Consider the following 20,516-nt stretch of genomic DNA (forward strand, 5'->3'; position numbering starts at 1 on the left):
ATCTAATTGGATTATCATCAACGAGTGCCCACACAGATTGATAGGTCTATATTGTTAAAGAGCTTGCTTTGCGAGAAGCTTTTCTCTCAAAGCGGAGGTGCATTCTAGCGATTTAATTGACAGTGTCAAACACTTTTTCAATTTTATTTTCGTAGAAGCTTTTTACCTCTCCGACTCTGCTGAAGCCTTATCGCGTCTGCCGTGTCGGTGGATGCGCATTATAGTGAACTCAGATCCGTTCGCAACCCTTTTTTGGAAAAAAATGGAAAAAACTGACTGTTCGATGACTATTTCATCAAAAAAGCAAAAAAGAGGGTAAAAAACCCTCTTTTTCTGCCTCATAAGCCGTATTTAAATGAATGCGTACGCGTCTGCGAACATACGTTCGCTCTTCGCTTTCTTGTTCTGAGTGAACTGTTCACGTGCTGCGCCAGCCATTTCGAATCGACCTGCAATATAGATATCGTAGTTTTCTAAACTTTCGAAATCTTCACTCACCGCTTGTAGCACGTTACCAACCTTACCTTGCCAATCAGCAGGTGCTTCTTCTACAACTGGAACAAAGTGAACGTTAGTAAACTTATCGGCGATCTCGACCAGTTCTTCTTTTGCATAAAGTTGGCAGTTATCGCGCGCACCCCAATATAGATAGATAGGGTTGGTTTTATTCTGCGCGACGCAGTGATCCAGAATCGAGCGCACGTAACTAAAACCTGTACCACCAGCAATTAATAATAGTGGACGTTCACTTTCTTCTTGAACCCAAGCATCACCATGCGGGGCATCAATTTCAATCTGACCATCAGTTTCAAGCGCCGCTTGCATTGCTTCGACAACTTCTTGAGCGTAAGCGTTGTGTTCCGCCGCACCGATATGCAGTTCAAGTTCACCTTCATGACGGCAAGGGCTGCTCGCGATAGAGAAAGGACGTTTGTCTTTTTCACCCATCACTACCATTAGGTACTGACCCGCTTTAAAAGGCACTGGTGATTCTGGGTGAAGAAGGATTTGGTAAGTATTACAAGCTAACGGCTGAATAGACTTTACTTTACATTGGATGGTCATGGTGTTCCTCTCGCTTACTCATCAAAAGTAAGCACTAAATTACTTTCTGTATAGGCTTGGCAAGGGAATATCCAACCTTGCTGTTGCTCTTTTTCGGTTAGCATCGGTTCGAGGTGGTAATTCACCTCGCCCGTTAGCTTTTTACACATGCACATGGCGCAAGCGCCAACTTGGCAACGGTGTGGGAAGCGAATATTGTTGTTGAGCGCAGCTTCCAACACCGTCTCCCCTTCTTTTACTTGGAATGTAACGTCCATTGGTAGAAGGTGGACTTGATGACTCATAGAATACCTAACTGGTCCCAAATCTCATCGACTTTAGCCACAAGTTTAGGATCTTTTTTGATAGGCGTACCCCACTCGCGCGTGACTTCAGATTCGAACTTGTTGGTCGCATCCAGTCCTAATTTGGATGAACTCTCAGTCTTACCAAGCACTTGAATCGTGTCTCTATCTGGGTCCATTCGAGTTGTCACCGCCCAAATGATGTCATTCCAATCTCGTGCATTAACGTCATCGTCGCACAAAATGATGAATTTGTTATCCGTGTACTGAGCAAAGAAGCCCCATAGATATTCCATCAATTCTTGGGATTGACCAGCTTGGTCTTTCTTCATAGTTACGACAGCAAATTGGTTGTTTGCTGTAACTGGAAGATAGACGTCAACAATCTCAGGGCGTTGCTGTTTCAACTCATTCAGTTCTGCTTCGGTAATCGCTTTGCTGTCTCGCTCAGTGACCTCGGTTCGCGTCGCCAGCTCAGCATCCCATTTAATGGTCGCATCCAAGCCCATTTTGGAGCCAAGCCCAACCACTGGTGAAGCAAAGTCGAGCGAGTCGATTGGCGTGTTATCTATCATCAAGGTATCACGTACAGGGTCCATATGCTCTGACATGGCTTTAACGACATCATTCCAATCTCGCGCGTTTACCGATTCATCGCACACAATAACAAACTTGGTGTACATGAATTGACGTAAGAAAGACCACACACCCATCATTACGCGCTTGGCATGTCCTGGGTACTGCTTCTTCATGGTGACGACTGCCATTCGGTACGAACAACCTTCAGGCGGTAGATAGAAGTCTTCAATTTCTGGGAACTGCTTTTGCAGAATCGGCACAAAGACTTCGTTTAATGCCACACCCAATACAGCTGGCTCATCTGGCGGACGGCCTGTGTAGGTACTGTGGTAGATTGGGTCTTTACGCATGGTAATGTGCGTAATGGTAAACACGTGGTGCTTTTCTTTTTCGTTGTAGTAGCCAGTGTGATCGCCATAAGGACCTTCATCAGCAAACTCGTTCGGGTCGATATAGCCTTCCATCACGATTTCAGCGCTCGCTGGCACTTCCAAATCATTACTAACTGACTTCACGACTTCAGTTTTGCTGCCACGTAGTAAACCTGCAAATGCGTATTCCGATAACGTATCTGGCACTGGCGTTACTGCGCCAAGAATGGTTGCGGGGTCTGCACCAAACGCAACCGAAACTGGGAAAGGTTTACCTGGATTGGTTTCCATCCAATCACGTAGGTCAAGCGCACCACCACGATGAGCTAACCAACGCATTATGATTTTGTTCTTGGCGATTTTCTGTTGGCGGTAAATACCTAGGTTCTGACGTTTCTTGTTTGGACCTTTGGTCACGGTTAAGCCCCACGTAAGCAGTGGTGCAACGTCTTCCGCCCAGCAACTCATTACCGGGATTTTGTCCAAGTCGACTTCATCACCTTGCCACACAATCTCTTGGCACGATGCTTTTCTTAAGCGCTTGGCTGGCATGTTCAATACTTGCTTGAACACTGGCAATTTTTCCAATGCGTCTTTGAAGCCTTTTGGTGGCTCAGGTTCTTTCAAATAAGCCAGCAGCTTACCGACTTCTCTTAATTCTTTAACATCTTCACGTCCCATACCAATCGCGACACGCTCTGGTGTACCAAATAGGTTGGTCAAAACAGGTACGTCGTAGCCAATTGGGTTCTCAAACAATAGCGCAGGTCCACCAGCACGCAAGGTGCGGTCACTGATTTCTGTCATTTCGTAAGCGGGGTCGACGGGGTGAGCAATGCGTTTAAGTCGACCTTTCTGTTCTAGGTGGTCGATAAATTCGCGTAAATCCTTAAAACTCATAGGCCTTCATGACTGGCTGATTAAACTGTCCGCAGTATAACAAATAGGAGGACGCTAAGATCCTCCTATTTTGTGTGGGTATGTGAGCCAGATTACTTTAATACTTGCTCTATCTGCCGGGTCTTCACTTGATGGTTGTTAGAGACTAACTCTTCCAACCAGGTTTGATGCCCTTGCTGCGCCAGCTCTCGAGCGACCATGGTAGCTTCTTCCGATAGTGCCATTTTGCTCACTAGAAACTGTTTCACTTGCGGAGATAAAGGGTTGGATTTTGTGAGTAGACTAATGGCTTCTGGTTTGAGTGACGGATTGACGGTGGAGTTCATCAATTGCTGAATTGAAAAAACGTCCCCAACCGTAGCTAAACGCTCGAGTTCGGACTGGCTGTTGTAATCCGCTCTCATCCGCCAGAGTAAGTTGTACACTTCCTCATCTTGACTTACTTGCGCTAATCTCACGATCACGGCTGTCGATGGTAGCCAACTGGTCACATTCGCTTTGGTTAACTGAGTGGTTAATGCGGCAAGCGCATGCGGTGATAAGCTGTCCAACTCTCGAATCAAAAGTGCTTCACGCGCTTGAGCTTGTTGAGATTGCCCTGTAAGCCATTGCTTTAAGTCGAGCTCTTTCCGCTCAGCTTGTAGTACAAAGTCCAAGGTACTTTGGTCTTGCTTCCAACGCTTAATCAAGCGGCTCGCAATGGCAGGAAAGTTAAAGGCAGGCACACTAAACTCATACCCGTCCCCTCGCTCTAGAACCTGATAAGTAGGAGTCATACGGATCTGAGACTCAACAAACAGAGCCATTCTAGGCGTGAGAATCACATCTTGCTTCTCAAGCTTTTCCAATAACCGAAAACGCACGACCTCTTGTTGAGGTAAAGCTAGTCGATCAAGGGCAAATTTAAGCGAGTCGACCTCATCCCTGACAACGTAATCAAGCAGTTCAGAGACTTTAGCCTGTATTTGAGTATCCTGAAGCCACTGTTCTACTACAGACTCCTGCATTTCCTTGGCAGATAACGTCGCGGGTAGTGTGATAAGTGACAAGCTCAGGAGTAATGACGACAACATTCCTTGTTGCATGTTAACCTCCCGATAACATTTCTCCTCATTCTGATGCTTCCATCGGGAGAAAGCAACAAAAAAGCCACCGTTAACGGTGGCTTTTTTAGAATAAGGACTCAGCTATTACTGACGACGCATCGCATCGAAGAACTCATCGTTGGTCTTCGTCATCGCTAGCTTATCAATGAGGAATTCCATCGCGTCGATTTCGCCCATTGGGTGAACGATCTTACGTAGAATCCACATTTTCTGTAGTTCATCAGTCTTCGTCAGTAGCTCTTCACGACGTGTACCTGAACGGTTGAAGTCAATCGCAGGGAATACACGCTTCTCAGCAATCTTACGGTTCAAGTGCAGTTCCATGTTACCTGTACCCTTGAACTCTTCGTAGATAACTTCATCCATCTTAGAACCAGTATCTACTAGTGCCGTTGCGATGATCGTTAGGCTACCGCCCTCTTCAACATTACGTGCTGCACCAAAGAAACGCTTAGGACGGTGTAGTGCGTTTGCATCCACACCACCTGTCAGTACTTTACCTGATGAAGGTACTACGGTGTTGTAAGCACGAGCGAGACGAGTGATAGAGTCAAGCAGGATAACCACGTCTTTCTTGTGTTCAACAAGACGTTTCGCTTTCTCGATTACCATTTCCGCTACTTGTACGTGACGAGATGCTGGCTCATCGAAAGTCGACGCGACTACTTCACCTTTAACTAGACGCTGCATCTCTGTTACTTCTTCTGGACGTTCGTCGATAAGAAGTACCATCAACTCACACTCTGGGTGGTTGTATGCGATGCTTTGAGCAATATTTTGCAGAAGCATTGTCTTACCCGCTTTTGGCGGAGCAACAATCAGACCACGTTGACCTTTACCGATAGGCGATGCCAAATCTAAAACACGTGCTGTGATGTCTTCTGTAGAACCGTTACCACGCTCCATTACCATGCGTTCATTTGCATGTAGAGGGGTAAGGTTTTCAAATAGGATCTTGTTACGAGCGTTGTCTGGTTTGTCGTCGTTAACGGTATTGACTTTTAGAAGGGCAAAGTAGCGTTCACCGTCTTTTGGTGGACGAATTTTACCAGCGATAGAGTCACCAGTACGTAGGTTAAAGCGACGAATCTGACTTGGTGATACGTAGATATCGTCCGGACCCGCAAGGTATGAACTATCTGCACTGCGTAGGAAACCAAAGCCGTCTTGCAGAATTTCCAGAACCCCATCGCCAAAGATGTCTTCGCCGCCTTTAGCGTGCGCTTTTAAAATCGCGAAGATGATGTCTTGTTTTCTTAAGCGAGCTAGGTTCTCTAATCCTAAGCTTTCGCCCAGTTTTACAAGGTCAGACACAGGTCTGTTCTTCAGTTCGGTAAGGTTCATGGTGGTGGATTCTTGTTTAGTCAAAATAAGATCTGTTTTCTAGTTAAGATGGATTTGGTCTCAGGATCGACCAAGAAGAGAAATTTGTTCAATTAACGCGCGATAAGTTAGCACTAATTAGTATTCTAGTCCAGAGTTAGAAAAACAAAACCGTGCGTTGTTACTTTGCACGGTTTTATCTGTAATCACTTGGTGATTATAAGTTTGCGTCCAAAAACTCTTTTAGTTGAGTTTTAGACAGAGCACCAACTTTCGTTGCCGCTACGTTGCCGTCTTTGAATAGCAGTAGCGTTGGAATGCCGCGAATACCAAACTTAGGTGGTGTACCTGCGTTATGGTCGATGTTTAGTTTACCGATAGTGAGTTTGCCTTCGTACTCGTCTGCGATTTCGTCCAGAATAGGAGCGATCATTTTACAAGGACCACACCATTCTGCCCAGAAATCCACTAGAACCGGGCCTGCAGCGTTGATTACATCGTTTTCAAAACCGTCATCAGTTAGCTGCAAAATCTTATCACTCATCTTCCACTCCAATGTGTTTTTCGAAACTGGTTGGATGATAACCAGTAATTAGATGCCCTATTGGAATGTATTTACTTTCGTATTGCAAGCTTTAGCTGATATTCTATAGCCATGAAAAAGACGCATATCACAGAGCAAAAGTTCGCCGATTTGGGCTTAAAGCCCCAAGTTATTGAAGGATTGGACAAAAAAGGGTTCGAATTTTGTACCCCTATCCAAGCCTTGGCGTTGCCGGTCCTGCTCACCGGCCAAGACATCGCAGGCCAGGCCCAAACGGGTACTGGTAAAACGCTCGCGTTTCTTACTGCTACATTCAACCACCTTCTGACGACACCAGAGCATGAAGGTCGTAAACCTACGCAGCCACGCGCAATCATTATGGCGCCAACACGTGAGCTTGCTATTCAGATTTACAATGATGCAGAAGCATTAACTGAGAGCACTGGTCTAAAAACCGCTTTGGCTTACGGTGGTGAAAGCTACGATAAGCAATTGAATAAGCTGCAAGATGGTGTCGATATTCTGATTGGTACGACAGGTCGTATCATCGATTTCTACAAACAGCGCGTATTCAACCTTAACAACATTCAAGCCGTTGTTCTGGATGAAGCCGACCGCATGTTCGATCTTGGCTTTATTAAAGACATTCGCTTCTTGTTCCGTCGTATGCCTGAGCCAAAAGAGCGTTTGAACATGCTGTTCTCAGCGACGCTTTCTTACCGCGTTCAAGAACTGGCATTTGAGCACATGAACACCCCTGAGCATGTTGTGGTAGAGCCGGAACAGAAAACTGGTCACCGCATTCAGGAAGAACTTTTCTACCCTTCTAACGAAGATAAAATGGCCCTCCTTCAAACTTTGATTGAAGAAGAATGGCCAGATCGCGCCATCATTTTTGCGAACACGAAACACAAGTGTGAATCGGTTTGGGGTCACTTGGCCGCCGATGGACACCGTGTCGGTCTTCTTACTGGTGATGTACCGCAGAAGAAACGTGAAAAGATTCTTGAGCAATTCACCAAAGGCGATGTCGACATTCTTGTTGCAACTGACGTTGCTGCCCGTGGTCTGCATATTCCTCAAGTGACGCACGTTTTCAACTACGACCTTCCTGACGACTGTGAAGATTACGTTCACCGTATTGGCCGTACCGGTCGTGCTGGTGCAAGCGGCCACTCGATCAGTTTTGCTTGTGAAGAGTACGCAATTAACCTGCCTGCAATCGAAGAATACATTGAGCACACTATCCCAGTTTCAGAATACGATTCGTCAGCGCTGATCCAAGATCTGCCAGCGCCAATTCGTATGCGTGCGCCACGCAACCAACAGCGTCGTACGAATACTGGCGGAACTCGTTCAGGTTCAGGTAACCGCAAGCCGCAAGGACGTCGTCCACGCCAACCACGTCAGTCGGCACCAAAACAATCGTAAAAGGAAACTGAGTTCGTTTATGAGTCAAGCAGGATCATCGCCGCTATACGCCGCCATCGACCTCGGGTCGAACAGTTTTCACATGCTCGTTGTGCGTCATATCGATGGCAGCGTTCAAACAATGGCTAAAATTAAGCGCAAGGTTCGTCTAGCCGCGGGCCTAGATGAACATAATTCTCTTAGTATGGAAGCTATGCAGCGAGGATGGGACTGCTTAAGTCTATTTGCGGAACGCTTGCAGGACATTCCTAAACAAAACATTCGTATTGTAGGCACAGCCACTTTACGTACCGCCACGAATGTAGATGTGTTTCTGGAGAAAGCGAACCAGATTCTTGGTCAACCAATCGACGTTATCTCCGGTGAAGAAGAAGCGGCCACTATCTATAAAGGTGTCGCACACACTTCTGGAGGCAGCGGTCGCCGCCTTGTTGTCGATATCGGTGGCGCAAGTACAGAACTCATCATCGGTGAAGGTTTCGAAGCCAAAGCACTGACTAGTTTAAAAATGGGTTGTGTGACTTGGCTGGAAAACTTCTTTAAAGATCGCCAGTTGAATGCGCGTAACTTTGACGCAGCAATTGAAGGCGCGAAGCAGACAATCCAGCCAATTCTAGAGCGCTATACAGAAATCGGTTGGGATGTGTGCGTTGGCGCATCAGGCACCGTTCAGGCATTGCAAGAGATAATGCTAGCGCAAGGTATGGACGAAGTAATCACTCACTCCAAATTGAAACGCCTGCAGAAGCAAGCCATGTTAGCCGATCATTTAGAAGAGCTCGACATTGAAGGCTTAACGCTTGAACGTGCGTTAGTGTTCCCTAGCGGCCTATCTATTTTGATTGCCGTTTTTGAATTACTGGAAATCGACGCGATGACACTCGCTGGCGGCGCACTACGTGAAGGCTTAGTCTACGAGATGGTTGAAGAGCTACGTCAAGAAGACATCCGTGCTCGCACAATTGCCAGCGTACAAAATCGTTATCAGCTCGATCACCAATACGGTGAACAAGTTGCGACACTGGCAAGCAAACTGTTGGAGCAAGCCGGCGGCGATGAGTGGATTACGGAACCTCAAGGCAAGATATTGCTTGAAACCGCCGCAAAGCTGCATGAAATCGGCTTAACGATCGATTTCAAAAAAGGCGGTGAGCACAGTGCTTACTTACTCCAGAATCTGGATTTACCTGGCTACACTCGCGCGCAGAAGTTCTTTCTTGGTGAGATTGCCCGTCGTTATCGAGAACAACTCACCTCACTGCCTGAGCAACATGCGTTATCAGGCTCAAGTGCCAAGCGCGTACTGCGGTTGTTGCGCTTAGCGGTGTTGTTGACTCACCGTCGCAACCAAAACTTAGAGCCAAACGTCGTATTAACGGCTGAAGGTGACAACCTAACATTAAACATTGATGCACAGTGGCTAGCGGCCAACCCGTTGACCGCCGCTGAGCTAGAAATCGAATCCAACCGTCAAACTGATATCGGTTGGCCATTAACGATTACCTCTGATTAATGGTTGTTATCCCATGACAAAGGCTCCTTCTGGAGCCTTTTTAATACCCGTTATTATCCTATGTACAACTCATAGAGTTTTGAGACACCGATGATCTAAATACTCATTTCGCTGTACATTTGCTTTAGAAACAACAAAGCCGCTATCAAAAGCGGCTTTGTTGCTATTAACTGATGAAAACTATGCCGTCGTCGTAACTTTAAAGTTAGGGTTCACTGCCGTTAGCTTCTTAATTAAGTAATTCAGTAGTACGCCGTACATAGGCACAAACAGGCCAAGACTAATCACTAACTTAAAGCCGTAGTCCACCAGCGCGATTTCCGTCCAATGCTCCGCCATAAATGGATCTGGACTTTGGTAGAACGCAATCGCGAAGAAGGCGATGGTATCCAGTGCATTACCAAAAAGCGTTGAACACGTTGGGGCCACCCACCACTGTTTCATTTGGCGTAGGCGGTTGAACACGTGCACATCCATAATCTGACCAAGTAGATACGCCATGAAGCTAGCAATCGCGATACGAGCAACGAATAAGTTAAATTCCCCTAAGTGACCAAAACCTTGGAACTGCCCCTCGAAGAACACCACCGATAAGAAGTAAGAGACAGCCAAAGCAGGCAACATTACTAAGAAAATGATCTTACGCGCCAACTGAGCACCGAAAATACGTACGGTTAAATCCGTCGCAAGGAAAATAAATGGGAAGGTGAATGCACCCCAGGTGGTATGTAAGCCAAAGATAGTAAACGGTAGCTGAACTAGGTAATTGCTGGATGCAATAATGACTAGGTGGAATAAAACCAGATAGATAAGGGCGTTGCGCTGCTGCGCAGGGGTAAAGTTACTCATGCGATACCTTTTTAGTTTGGTTTGGGGGCGAGGGAACCCAAATCGAGCGTTTTCTACAGAGAAAAGCACTCTTACCAACAATGTAAAAAATGACGATTAAACTAACTTAACTCATTCAGAGTAAAGCGGTGGGCGATTATACATTAACCAATTTTACTCACAAGCGGTGTTTTATACGCAAACGTTTCATCGCGAACATCACGTCAAAACCAAGGGCTTTGATGCAAAAATAAGAAAGGGTGTTTCATGTGAAACACCCTTTAAAGAATAGATAACTTGAATTTAGAAGCCGCGTTGGAACAATCCGGCTAAATAGTCGAGCTCTTCCCTACTCTCTTCTATTGTTAGCGCTTCAAACCAAATCGCTTCGCTGTAGTGCTCCGCTTTCATAAATAAGCGGCAGCCTTCAAAATCGATCAACCAAGAGTGAATATCCGCATCCCACTGTTTTTCTACCACAGACGCAGATAATAATCCCACCAAACGCTCACCCAGTGCCGGAAAAGTATCGAGGTCGAAGCTTGGAGCGATAATAATAAGACGCCCTTCTTCAACAATGTAATCAGCGAGACCAAATTCCTTGTGCATATGGATTCCTTATCCGTGGTGAGTAATGTGTTCTTGGATCAGATCCAAGAATGGATCGGCGTATTTTTCTAGTTTACGTTGACCAACGCCACTAACCGCTAACATTTCGCCGTATGACGTTGGCAGCATTTCTGCCATATCAATCAAGGTCGCATCACTGAATACCACGTATGGTGGCAAACCGTCTTCATCGGCGATCGACTTACGTAGCTTACGTAGTTTGGCAAACAACTTCTTATCGTAGTTTTTGCTGGTCAGTTTATCCGACTTCGCGGCACGTGCAGCGGTATCTAAACGTGGAACTGCAAGTTCTAAAGACACATCACCACGTAGTAATGGACGTGCTTCTTCGGTTAATTGCAACGTCGAGTTACGAGTGATGTTTTGAAATAGCAGCCCTTTATGAATTAACTGGCGGAAGATACTCACCCAGTAATCATGGCTGTGATCACGACCAATGCCGTAAGTCGAAATTTTATCGTGGCCATGTTCGCGCACACGAATGTTTTGCATCCCACGCAGCACCTCAACCACATACGTCATACCAAAACTTTGGTTAACGCGGTAAACACACGACAACGCTTTGCGCGCTTCTTCGGTCGCATCAAAGTGTTTTGGTGGGTCCAGGCAGATATCGCAGTTACCACACGGCTTTTCGCGATACTCTCCAAAATAGTTGAGCAGTACCTGACGACGACAGGTTTGCGCTTCCGCAAAAGCACTCATCGCATTGAGTTTGTGGCTTTCTACCTGCTTCTGCGGTCCATCATCTTTTTCATCCAACATACGACGCAACCAACTGATGTCGGCTGGGTCATACAACATCATCGCCTCGGCAGGCAGGCCATCTCGCCCTGCTCGACCAGTTTCCTGATAATAGGACTCGATGTTACGTGGAATATCAAAATGCACAACAAAGCGCACGTTTGGCTTATTGATACCCATGCCGAATGCAACCGTCGCAACGACGATTTGAATGTCATCACGTTGAAAAGCTTCCTGAACGTAAGCTCGCTCTTCCGTATCCATCCCTGCATGATAACCAGCAGCGCGGATATGGTTGTTGCATAGCTTCTCGGTCACCATTTCAACTTTCTTACGACTGCCACAATAAATAATGCCGCAGCTTCCCTTCTGGGTGGCAAGATAGCGAATGATTTGAGAAACCGGTTTGTGCTTTTCCACCAAGGTGTAACGAATGTTGGGACGATCAAAGCTTCCTAGATACACCTGAGGCTCATATAAGCGTAAGCGTTCTAGAATATCACGACGCGTCGCATCATCGGCGGTGGCAGTGAGTGCCATAAAAGGTACATGTGAAAAGTGTTGCTTTAACTGACCTAAAGCCGCGTATTCTGGGCGAAAATCATGTCCCCACTGAGAGATACAATGTGCTTCATCCACGGCGATCATAGATAAGGGTAAGTTTTCTAAACGCTCAATAAAGTCACGCATTAACACGCGCTCTGGCGAAACATACACTAGCTTAAGCTGACCAGAGTGCATGCGATTATACACACTCAGTAGCTCTTCTCGATTCATGGTCGAGTTCACACACTCCGCAGCTACGCCATTGGCTTTCAGTTGATCAACTTGGTCTTTCATCAATGAAATCAGCGGTGAAATCACCAAGGTAATCCCTGAGCGCACTAACGCCGGAATTTGGTAACAGAGAGATTTACCGCCACCAGTCGGCATGATGACCAAGCTGTCTTTGCCTTCGATAGCGGCTTCAATAACTTCTTGCTGACCATCACGAAACGTCTGGTAACCGAATACTTCCTCCAACACACGTTGAGGCGTTACAGGCGTATCTGATTGTTCGGCTAGCAAGGTTGAGGTCATGAATAATCTCAGATTGAGTGATCGTAGAAATGCTTTTGCATGCCCAGGCACACAAAGTGAGGGCACATTGTAATGGGGTTTCGTGGTGAATAAAACCGCAAATTGCTAGGTGTTTCGCATCACGACTCGTATACTGATTTTCTGCTCTATAAACACAATTAGGTGACACCTCATGACACCAGAAGACGAACAACAACGCGCTCGGCAAGGTATCTTGCTGGCGATTGGTGCCTATACCATGTGGGGCATTGCACCGATGTATTTTAAATCCATCGCACAAGTATCCCCTTTGGAGATTCTGAGCCACCGGGTGATTTGGTCTTTCTTTTTGCTTGCCGCACTCCTTCACTTTGGCCGTCACTGGCGCTCGGTTTACTACATCGCGAAAGACAAAACGAAGATCGTTTACCTGATCGCAAGTTCTGTATTAATTGGCGGAAACTGGCTGATTTTCATCTGGGCGGTCAATTCCAATCATATGCTTGACGCGAGCTTAGGCTATTACATCAACCCATTAATCAATGTCTTGCTCGGCATGGTCTTTTTGGGAGAGCGACTTCGTAAGTTGCAATGGTTTGCTGTCGTATTAGCGGGCTGTGGCGTACTGGTCCAATTGATTGTATTCGGCTCCGTGCCCGTTGTTGCGATGGCGTTAGCAATGAGTTTCGGCTTCTATGGCCTCTTAAGGAAGAAAGTCAGTGTCGATGCAAAAACAGGATTGTTTATCGAAACATTACTCCTTCTGCCTGTCGCCGCCGTGTATCTGCTGTTTATTGCAGAAACCCCAACGTCGAATATGCTCACTAACCCGTTAGCATTAAATAGCTTGTTGATTGCAGCAGGTGTGATTACCACACTGCCCCTACTTTGTTTTACGGGTGCGGCAACAAGACTCAAATTATCAACGTTGGGCTTTTTCCAGTACATAGGCCCAAGCTTGATGTTCTTACTGGCAGTACTGATGTATGGCGAACCCTTTACCATGGATAAAGCGATTACCTTTGCCTTTATTTGGGGAGCGCTAGTCGTATTTAGCTTTGATGGACTGCGCAACAACCGTCGCTCACGCCGAATCGTTCAGCCACAGTGATCGTTTTTTACAAGACAAGTTAGAAATTGCCAGATAAGCTTGGTCATAATGTGACCAAGCTTTTTTGTATGTAATGGAACAGATTCAATACTACGCAACCGACCATGATCAGCTGAGCCTGATCGAGGCGAAATACCAGAAGTTTGCCTTCCAAAGGCACTATCATCTGGACTTTCACCTCGGTCTGATCACGCATGGCACGCAAAAGTTCCAATATCAAGGCTGTAGCCATCAAGTGGGTCATGGGCAAATCGTAATTATGCCGCCAGATGAACTGCACGATGGGCACTCTAAGCTCGAAAGTGGCTATGAAGTGAATGTATTTGCGATCGAGCCGCGCCTACTCAGCGCTCTTGCCGATCTTAGTCAAAATGGTCAAATAATCCGCTTTAATGAATTGATCATCTCAGATCCACAGATATTTTCACAACTTAGTAACTTGCATGCTCTTCTTCGCCGCGATAACCTCAGCCAACTCACCAAAGATTGCCTTCCTTTTGAAGGATTTAATCAACTTTTTGATCGCTACGGATCACTCGCGAGGCAAAAAGTGGTCCCTCTTGGGAAACAGTCTTTGCATACCTTAAAAGATTACTTAATGGCGAATCTCGACCAAACGGTTCGTTTAGATGCACTATCAGAGCTCTGCCAACTGAGCCCCACGCAATTTCAACGCCATTTCAAAGCGCAAACGGGTATGACTCCCTACGCTTGGTTTGCTCGCTTGCGATTAGAGCAAGGAATGAAACTACTCCAAGCAGGATGGTGTGGTACGGACGTCGCCTATCAAGTGGGTTTTTATGATCAGGCCCACTTTAGTAAAGCGTTTAAACAAACCTATGGCGTCTCGCCTTCACAAGTGGCACGCTAATATCTCATACGCGGTGGTATTCAGTACTGCTAGTTTTTTACAAGCACTACCGAATAAGAATCACGACAATAGCTCATATCCACTATGTTTTGAGATGTGTTATGAATGAATCGACTATCCTTTTAACGCTTGCCAGTATCCACTTCATTGCCTTAATGAGCCCAGGTCCGGATTTTGCGCTTGTGGTACAAAATGCCACCCGTCATGGCCGTCAAACTGGCTTATACATTGCGCTTGGCTTATCAGTCGGTATTTTGCTGCATTCTTTATTCAGCATAACGGGGGTGAGCTATTTAGTTCACCAGCATCCTCTGCTCTATTCCGTCTTACAATTGCTTGGGGGCAGCTATCTGTTGTATTTGGGTATCGGTGCACTGCGCGGCGTGATCGCGATGATCAAAAACCCACTTTCTGATCAGCCAAGCAAAAACAGTAACCTTGTGATCGGTAATAAACGTCAGGCGTTTACCAAGGGGTTCGCAACTAATATTCTCAACCCCAAAGCCTTAGTATTTTTTGTAAGTTTAATGTCGAGCCTTGTCCCAGTGGGCATGTCGGTGACAGGAAAAGGAATTGCTCTGGTGATTTTGTTTGGTTTGTCGCTACTCTGGTTTTCTAGCCTTGCATGGATGCTGTCAACGCAGCGCTTGCAAACAAGATTACAGCAAGCCGGTATTTATATAGATGGTTTATGTGGTGTGGTATTTACCCTAGTTGGCAGCAGTATTTTAGTGCAAACCTTCCGCTCCTTTCTCGATAACTCTCTGATTTAAAAGCGTCGCACACTCGACATTTCTTTAATAGGAAACTCGACGACTATCTCCGTGGCTGCCAAGCTGAATAACCTTAGTTGGCAACATGGAGAGTCATCATGCAATGGACATTTAACCGACTCGTACTCTCGGGTCTTTTTCTTACTTCTCATTTCACCTTCACTGGACAAGCCTTCGCTAACCAAGCTGCAGATTCGGTCGCACCAGAGCACAGCACTGGCATTGAGCAAAAGCAACTGGTCAAAGCTAAAGATTATATGGTTACCGCTGCAAACCCACTGGCGACCCAAGCGGGTGCAGACGTACTTGAGCAAGGCGGGAATGCGATAGATGCCATGGTCGCGGTGCAATTGATGCTCGGCTTAGTTGAACCCCAGTCATCAGGCGTTGGTGGTGGTGCGTTCTTAGTGTATTGGGATAGTGAAAAGCAAAAACTGACCACTTACGACGGACGTGAAACCGCCCCCCTCGCCGTAACGCCAAAGCTATTTTTAGATGAGAACGGTCAGCCATTGCAATTCTACGATGCCGTGGTTGGTGGACGCTCTGTCGCAACACCAGGCACCGTGAAACTATTGTGGGATACCCACCAGAAATACGGCAAGCTGGAATGGAAAAAGATCATTCAGCCTGTTATCTCGCTTGCGGAGCAAGGATTCAAAGTCAGTCCTCGCCTAGCAAGCTTGATAGAAAAAGACGCCGAGCATTTATCACGCTTTCCAGTCACAAAAGCCTATTTCTTTAACTCGGATAGCTCGCCAAAAACCGAAGGTACGCTATTAAAAAACCCTGAATACGCACAAACGCTGAGTGCTATTGCTAAGCAAGGTGCTCAAGCCTTCTACCACGGGGATATCGCCAGAGACATTATCAAGACGGTACAAAACGCGCCGGGTAACCCCGGCGTATTAGCCCAACCCGACTTTGATACCTACCAAATCAGACAACGTGAGCCGGTTTGTGCAGCATACCAAAGCTATGACATTTGCGGCATGGGACCACCAAGCTCTGGCGCGCTCACCATTGGTCAGATTTTGGCGATCACTGAACAGTACGATCTCAAAGGCTGGGGGGCCAACAGCATTAAATCTTGGCAAGTACTCGCCGATGCATCGCGTCTAGCGTTTGCTGACCGTGGTAAATACATGGCAGACCAAGATTACGTGCCGATGCCAACTCAAGGCTTGCTCGATAAAAGCTACCTCCAGCAGCGAGCAGAGCTGATCCAAGTCGGCAAAGCACTAAGCAAAGTTGAAGCAGGCAATCCTCCGTGGTCGCACGCAATGAACTTAAGCATGGACGAGTCCATTGAACTCCCTTCCACCAGCCATTTCAATATCGTCGATAAGCAAGGCAATGTGGTTTCCATGACGACCACCATTGAAAATGCGTTTGGCTCACGCTTAATGGTGCGTGGCTTCTTGCTCAATAATGAACTGACCGATTTTTCTTTCCGTACTCATAACGACGGAATCCCAATCGCCAACCGCATAGAACCAGGCAAGCGTCCACGATCTTCAATGGCCCCGACCATTATGATGAAAGATAACAAACCTTACATGGCGATAGGTTCTCCGGGTGGCAGTCGAATCATCGGTTACGTGGCGCAAACCATCATTGCCCACACGCAATGGGATATGAATATCCAACAAGCAATCAATCAACCACGATTACTCGACCGTTTTGGCACCTTAGATATTGAGCAAGGTACCGCTGCAGAAGGCTTACAGCCAGAGCTGGAGAAGATGGGCTTTAAAACCAATGTTCGTGATTTGAATTCTGGACTGCATGCGATACGCATCACAAAAGATGGACTAGAAGGTGCCGCAGATCCTCGTCGAGAAGGAGCAGCAATCGGCAAATAGGCCTGTTTTGCTCGACTCCTTGTGCGAGATCTCTCACAAGGAGTGGAGCAAACCTCTCTTTTTTAATGGTAAAACAGCCCACAAACAAACATAAGATATTGAATAATATAAACATGTTTATTTTTCAAACGCTTTTGATTGAGAAAAATGTGGGCTTCGGCCATTGTTGAGAATCGTGAAGAGCGTAATATGAACCTTGTCGGAAGGATGCTGACACGGAACAGGAAACACCACGGATTTGGTGGACTTCAGGAAGAAGAAACGGGTATTCAGGATGAATAGTCGGGCATGGATTGCAAAACTGGACATTGAACGGAATCAATAGTAACTAGGACGGTTGCTACTAAGGACGGAAAATGGACACCTCTGGACGAGGAAAGGACTGAACATCAGGATGATGTCATGGACACCGCTCAGGGAACAAGTGATGAGAGCTAACGAGGATGGTTAGCAGACCAGGATAAGGTCAAGGACACCGCTAGGAAGGCGACGAAAGGATTAAGCTGAAGGAATGCAGCACGCTATCAAGGATTTGATGCATGGAGCACTTTTAGTAGCTGGATTGCTGCGAGTAAGACTATAACCCCGACGGGCGTAAGCCCTCGGGGTTTTTCTTTGTCTAAAGATAAGCGATTTAGACCAAGAGCCTTTTCGAATAGCGTCATTTAGCTCCCTATCTTTCAGCATTTTGTTGATTCCAAACAGCCAAAACAGAAAGAGCCACCGAAGCAGCTCTTATGTTCATTTTTTCACAAAGCCCTACAGCTTCTCCAGTCTCGCGTAAGCGGTGACTAACCATTTAATGCCTTCACCGTTGAAAGCAATCTGCACTCGGCTTTGTGGGCCACTGCCCTCAAAGTTGATGATCGTTCCTTCACCAAATTTCGGATGCATCACACGAGAACCTAGTGAAAAACCAGTCTCATTGAAGTTTTCTTTTACTGCGGTTTGGCTAAAACGTCCACTACTTGAAGGGCGACTCACTTGCGCCTTCATGCGCACTTCATCCAAACACGTTTCTGGTAATTCACGAATAAAGCGCGATGGTTTGTGGTATTTGTCCTGGCCATATAGGCGACGCATTTCCGCGTAAGTAATGTAGAGCTTTTGCATCGCGCGCGTCATGCCCACATAACACAGACGGCGCTCTTCTTCCAAACGCCCTGCCTCTTCAGCGGACATCTGGCTTGGGAACATACCTTCTTCCACACCGACCATAAATACCAATGGGAATTCCAAACCTTTCGCACTATGCAGCGTCATCAGTTGGACTGCATCTTCAAATTCGTCCGCCTGACCTTCGCCCGCTTCTAGAGCCGCATGCGTTAAAAATGCCGTCAGCAGAGACATTTCTTCCGCTTCTTCTGGTTTTTCGAATTGGCGAGTGGCGGTAACCAGCTCCTCCAAGTTTTCTATGCGAGCTTTAGACTTTTCGCCCTTCTCTTGCTCATACATCGCAAACAAACCCGAGTACTTGATCACGTGGTCCGTTTGCTCGTGCAATGGCATTTCTAGTGTATCGTCTTCCAGCGCGGTGATTAATTCGACAAAACGACTTAACGCACCAGCTGCTCGACCCGGTAATACTTGCTCATCGAGCATTGCCAGACTGGCTTCCCACATAGTGCACCCTCTATCACGAGCTGCACGACGGATAGTCTCTAGCGTCTTATCGCCCAGACCTCGTGTTGGGGTATTCACGACACGTTCAAACGCGGCATCATCATTGCGGTTCGCCATCAAACGCAAGTAGCTCAACGCATCTCTGATTTCTTGACGCTCGAAGAATCGCATGCCTCCGTAAATACGATACGGTAAGCCTGCCTGAATTAATGCTTCTTCCAAAACACGAGATTGCGCGTTGTTGCGATACAGCATCGCAGCATCATTCAATGCGCCGCCATTCTCTTGCCACTCTTTGATTTTATTGACCGCAAAGCGCGCTTCATCAAGCTCGTTATAAGCGCTGTAAACCGAGATCGGCTCGCCCACATTGCCATCCGTCCACAGCTCTTTACCCATGCGTTCAGTGTTGTTCGCAATCAAGGTATTGGACGCTTCGAGAATCGTCTTGGTCGAACGATAGTTTTGTTCGAGACGAATGGTGTTCACGCTCGGAAACTCCAGCGTGAACTTCTCAATGTTCTCGACTTTTGCACCGCGCCAACCATAAATTGACTGGTCGTCGTCACCAACAATCATCACGTGACAATCTGGGCCAGCCATCATGCGTAGCCAAGCGTATTGAATGTTGTTGGTGTCTTGGAATTCGTCAACCAAGATATGCTTAAAGCGTGCTTGGTAGTGTTCACGCACAAACTTGTTGTCACGCAGTAGCTCATGCGCGCGCAGCAAAATTTCCGCAAAGTCCACTAAGCCAGCACGATCACACGCTTCTTGGTAAGCGGTATACAGCTGCAAATAAGTTTTGGTCACTGGATCGTGATAAGCGTCGATATGCGATGGGCGTAATCCTTCGTCCTTCTTACCATTAATCCACCATGAAACTTGGCGTGCAGGCCACTGCTTTTCATCCAAGTTTTGTGCTTTGATCAAACGCTTTAACAAGCGCTGCTGATCATCGCTGTCTATGATTTGGAAATCTTCCGGTAGCTTGGCATCAAGATAGTGTGCACGCAAAATGCGGTGACAAATACCGTGGAAAGTCCCATTCCACATGCCAGATGCACTGCCCATCATCAACTCTTCAATACGACCACGCATTTCTGCTGCCGCTTTATTGGTGAAGGTGACCGACATGATCGAGAAAGGAGAAGCTTGCTCGACTGACATAAGCCAAGCGATACGGTGAACAAGAACGCGAGTCTTACCACTCCCTGCACCAGCAAGGACAAGTAAGTTTTCTAGAGGAGCTGCAACGGCTTCACGCTGTTTATCGTTTAGACCGTCGAGTAATAGAGATGGATCCATCATGATGAGCTACTGGTTATTTATACATAAAAACCGATTATAACCTAAACAGCTGGGTGCTGTTTAGACAAAACTTGATAAAAAATTCGCTGTTTTTTTAATCTTTCATTCAAAGAGTTAACGAAGGTAATCACTCCAAAACCATTCGCGAGAGTTATTTTTATGAAAGTTTTTCTGCCTCATCTCTATCTTTTAATTTAAGCAAGTGGATAAAGGTTGTACGCCAAACGGCGAATCGACTTGCCGAATGAAAGTAAAAGGAAATCACTCAGAGGAAATTATGATGAAAAAATCGAATCTTGCTGTTACTGCTGCTGTTACTGGCCTTCTTGCTCTTGGTGGCACCATGCTCACCGCAACCCCTGCTGTCGCAGCAGAAAAAGAAAAGTGTTATGGCGTGGCGAAAGCCGGTAAAAATGACTGCGCAACGAAAAACAGCTCTTGCGCGGGCACCTCTAAAGAAGACAACCAAAAAGATGCTTTTGTTGTCGTTCCTAAAGGATTGTGTGACAAATTGGCTGGCGGTAGCACCAGCGGCTCATAACTCAACATCACAAGTTTCTGTGGGGCGCGTTGCACTTTAACCAA

17 protein-coding genes are annotated in these 20,516 nt (G+C 46.5%); 7 read left to right on the plus strand and 10 right to left on the minus strand.

The window, feature by feature from the left end; translation table 11 throughout:
• Positions 1–351: 351 nt before the first annotated feature.
• The 6 genes from fre to trxA form a co-directional block, all read right to left on the minus strand.
• Positions 352–1,065, minus strand: coding sequence for an NAD(P)H-flavin reductase (fre, locus tag ACWPOD_RS22455; RefSeq protein ID WP_005398442.1), 714 nt, complete (start codon positions 1,063–1,065; stop codon positions 352–354).
• Between the two features lie 14 nt (positions 1,066–1,079).
• On the minus strand, positions 1,080–1,349 hold the full coding sequence (locus ACWPOD_RS22460) for a 2Fe-2S iron-sulfur cluster-binding protein (RefSeq protein ID WP_104969956.1): 270 nt from the start codon (positions 1,347–1,349) through the stop codon (positions 1,080–1,082).
• A complete protein-coding gene (gene ubiD, locus ACWPOD_RS22465) occupies positions 1,346–3,199 on the minus strand; it encodes a 4-hydroxy-3-polyprenylbenzoate decarboxylase (RefSeq protein ID WP_145533199.1) in 1,854 nt (617 codons plus the stop codon). The genes ACWPOD_RS22460 and ubiD overlap by 4 nt, the downstream gene beginning before the upstream one ends.
• Before the next feature lie 92 nt (positions 3,200–3,291).
• A complete protein-coding gene (locus ACWPOD_RS22470) occupies positions 3,292–4,284 on the minus strand; it encodes a hypothetical protein (protein WP_005398448.1) in 993 nt (330 codons plus the stop codon).
• A 105-nt stretch (positions 4,285–4,389) separates the two neighbouring features.
• Positions 4,390–5,649 (minus strand): transcription termination factor Rho, encoded by a 1,260-nt coding sequence (rho, locus tag ACWPOD_RS22475; protein ID WP_005378757.1) that lies wholly within the window; start codon positions 5,647–5,649, stop codon positions 4,390–4,392.
• Between the two features lie 196 nt (positions 5,650–5,845).
• The gene (trxA, locus tag ACWPOD_RS22480; protein ID WP_004745500.1) at positions 5,846–6,172 is read right to left on the minus strand and encodes a thioredoxin TrxA; all 327 of its coding nucleotides are present in this window, start codon (positions 6,170–6,172) and stop codon (positions 5,846–5,848) included.
• A gap of 111 nt (positions 6,173–6,283) precedes the next feature.
• On the opposite strand from trxA, the gene rhlB reads away from it, so the two are divergent.
• Positions 6,284–7,603 (plus strand): ATP-dependent RNA helicase RhlB, encoded by a 1,320-nt coding sequence (gene rhlB / locus ACWPOD_RS22485; protein WP_005397003.1) that lies wholly within the window; start codon positions 6,284–6,286, stop codon positions 7,601–7,603.
• 19 nt (positions 7,604–7,622) lie between these two features.
• A complete protein-coding gene (gppA, locus tag ACWPOD_RS22490) occupies positions 7,623–9,116 on the plus strand; it encodes a guanosine-5'-triphosphate,3'-diphosphate diphosphatase (protein WP_167426131.1) in 1,494 nt (497 codons plus the stop codon).
• A 180-nt stretch (positions 9,117–9,296) separates the two neighbouring features.
• Here the strand turns inward: gppA and ACWPOD_RS22495 are convergent, their stop codons facing one another.
• From ACWPOD_RS22495 to recQ, 3 genes are all read right to left on the minus strand, one after another.
• Positions 9,297–9,965, minus strand: a complete 669-nt coding sequence (locus tag ACWPOD_RS22495; RefSeq protein WP_005397008.1) for a 7-cyano-7-deazaguanine/7-aminomethyl-7-deazaguanine transporter — start codon at positions 9,963–9,965, stop codon at positions 9,297–9,299.
• A gap of 282 nt (positions 9,966–10,247) precedes the next feature.
• On the minus strand, positions 10,248–10,553 hold the full coding sequence (locus ACWPOD_RS22500) for a DUF3630 family protein (protein WP_104974685.1): 306 nt from the start codon (positions 10,551–10,553) through the stop codon (positions 10,248–10,250).
• Between the two features lie 9 nt (positions 10,554–10,562).
• Positions 10,563–12,398, minus strand: coding sequence for an ATP-dependent DNA helicase RecQ (gene recQ, locus ACWPOD_RS22505; protein ID WP_434634252.1), 1,836 nt, complete (start codon positions 12,396–12,398; stop codon positions 10,563–10,565).
• Positions 12,399–12,570: 172 nt separating this feature from the next.
• On the opposite strand from recQ, the gene rarD reads away from it, so the two are divergent.
• The 4 genes from rarD (at position 12,571) to ggt (ending at position 16,997) form a co-directional block, all read left to right on the plus strand.
• Positions 12,571–13,488, plus strand: coding sequence for an EamA family transporter RarD (gene rarD, locus ACWPOD_RS22510; protein WP_456232247.1), 918 nt, complete (start codon positions 12,571–12,573; stop codon positions 13,486–13,488).
• 73 nt (positions 13,489–13,561) lie between these two features.
• On the plus strand, positions 13,562–14,359 hold the full coding sequence (locus ACWPOD_RS22515; protein WP_456232248.1) for an AraC family ligand binding domain-containing protein: 798 nt from the start codon (positions 13,562–13,564) through the stop codon (positions 14,357–14,359).
• Between the two features lie 101 nt (positions 14,360–14,460).
• The gene (locus ACWPOD_RS22520; RefSeq protein WP_074190849.1) at positions 14,461–15,132 is read left to right on the plus strand and encodes a LysE family translocator; all 672 of its coding nucleotides are present in this window, start codon (positions 14,461–14,463) and stop codon (positions 15,130–15,132) included.
• A 98-nt stretch (positions 15,133–15,230) separates the two neighbouring features.
• Complete coding sequence (gene ggt, locus ACWPOD_RS22525) at positions 15,231–16,997, plus strand: gamma-glutamyltransferase (protein WP_395207384.1); 1,767 nt, start codon at positions 15,231–15,233, stop codon at positions 16,995–16,997.
• A 759-nt stretch (positions 16,998–17,756) separates the two neighbouring features.
• Here the strand turns inward: ggt and uvrD are convergent.
• On the minus strand, positions 17,757–19,931 hold the full coding sequence (uvrD, locus tag ACWPOD_RS22530) for a DNA helicase II (protein ID WP_046874565.1): 2,175 nt from the start codon (positions 19,929–19,931) through the stop codon (positions 17,757–17,759).
• 280 nt (positions 19,932–20,211) lie between these two features.
• On the opposite strand from uvrD, the gene ACWPOD_RS22535 reads away from it, so the two are divergent.
• A complete protein-coding gene (locus ACWPOD_RS22535) occupies positions 20,212–20,472 on the plus strand; it encodes a BufA1 family periplasmic bufferin-type metallophore (RefSeq protein WP_104969962.1) in 261 nt (86 codons plus the stop codon).
• Positions 20,473–20,516 lie beyond the last annotated feature (44 nt).

This window comes from Vibrio sp. JZG120, assembly GCF_053890955.1.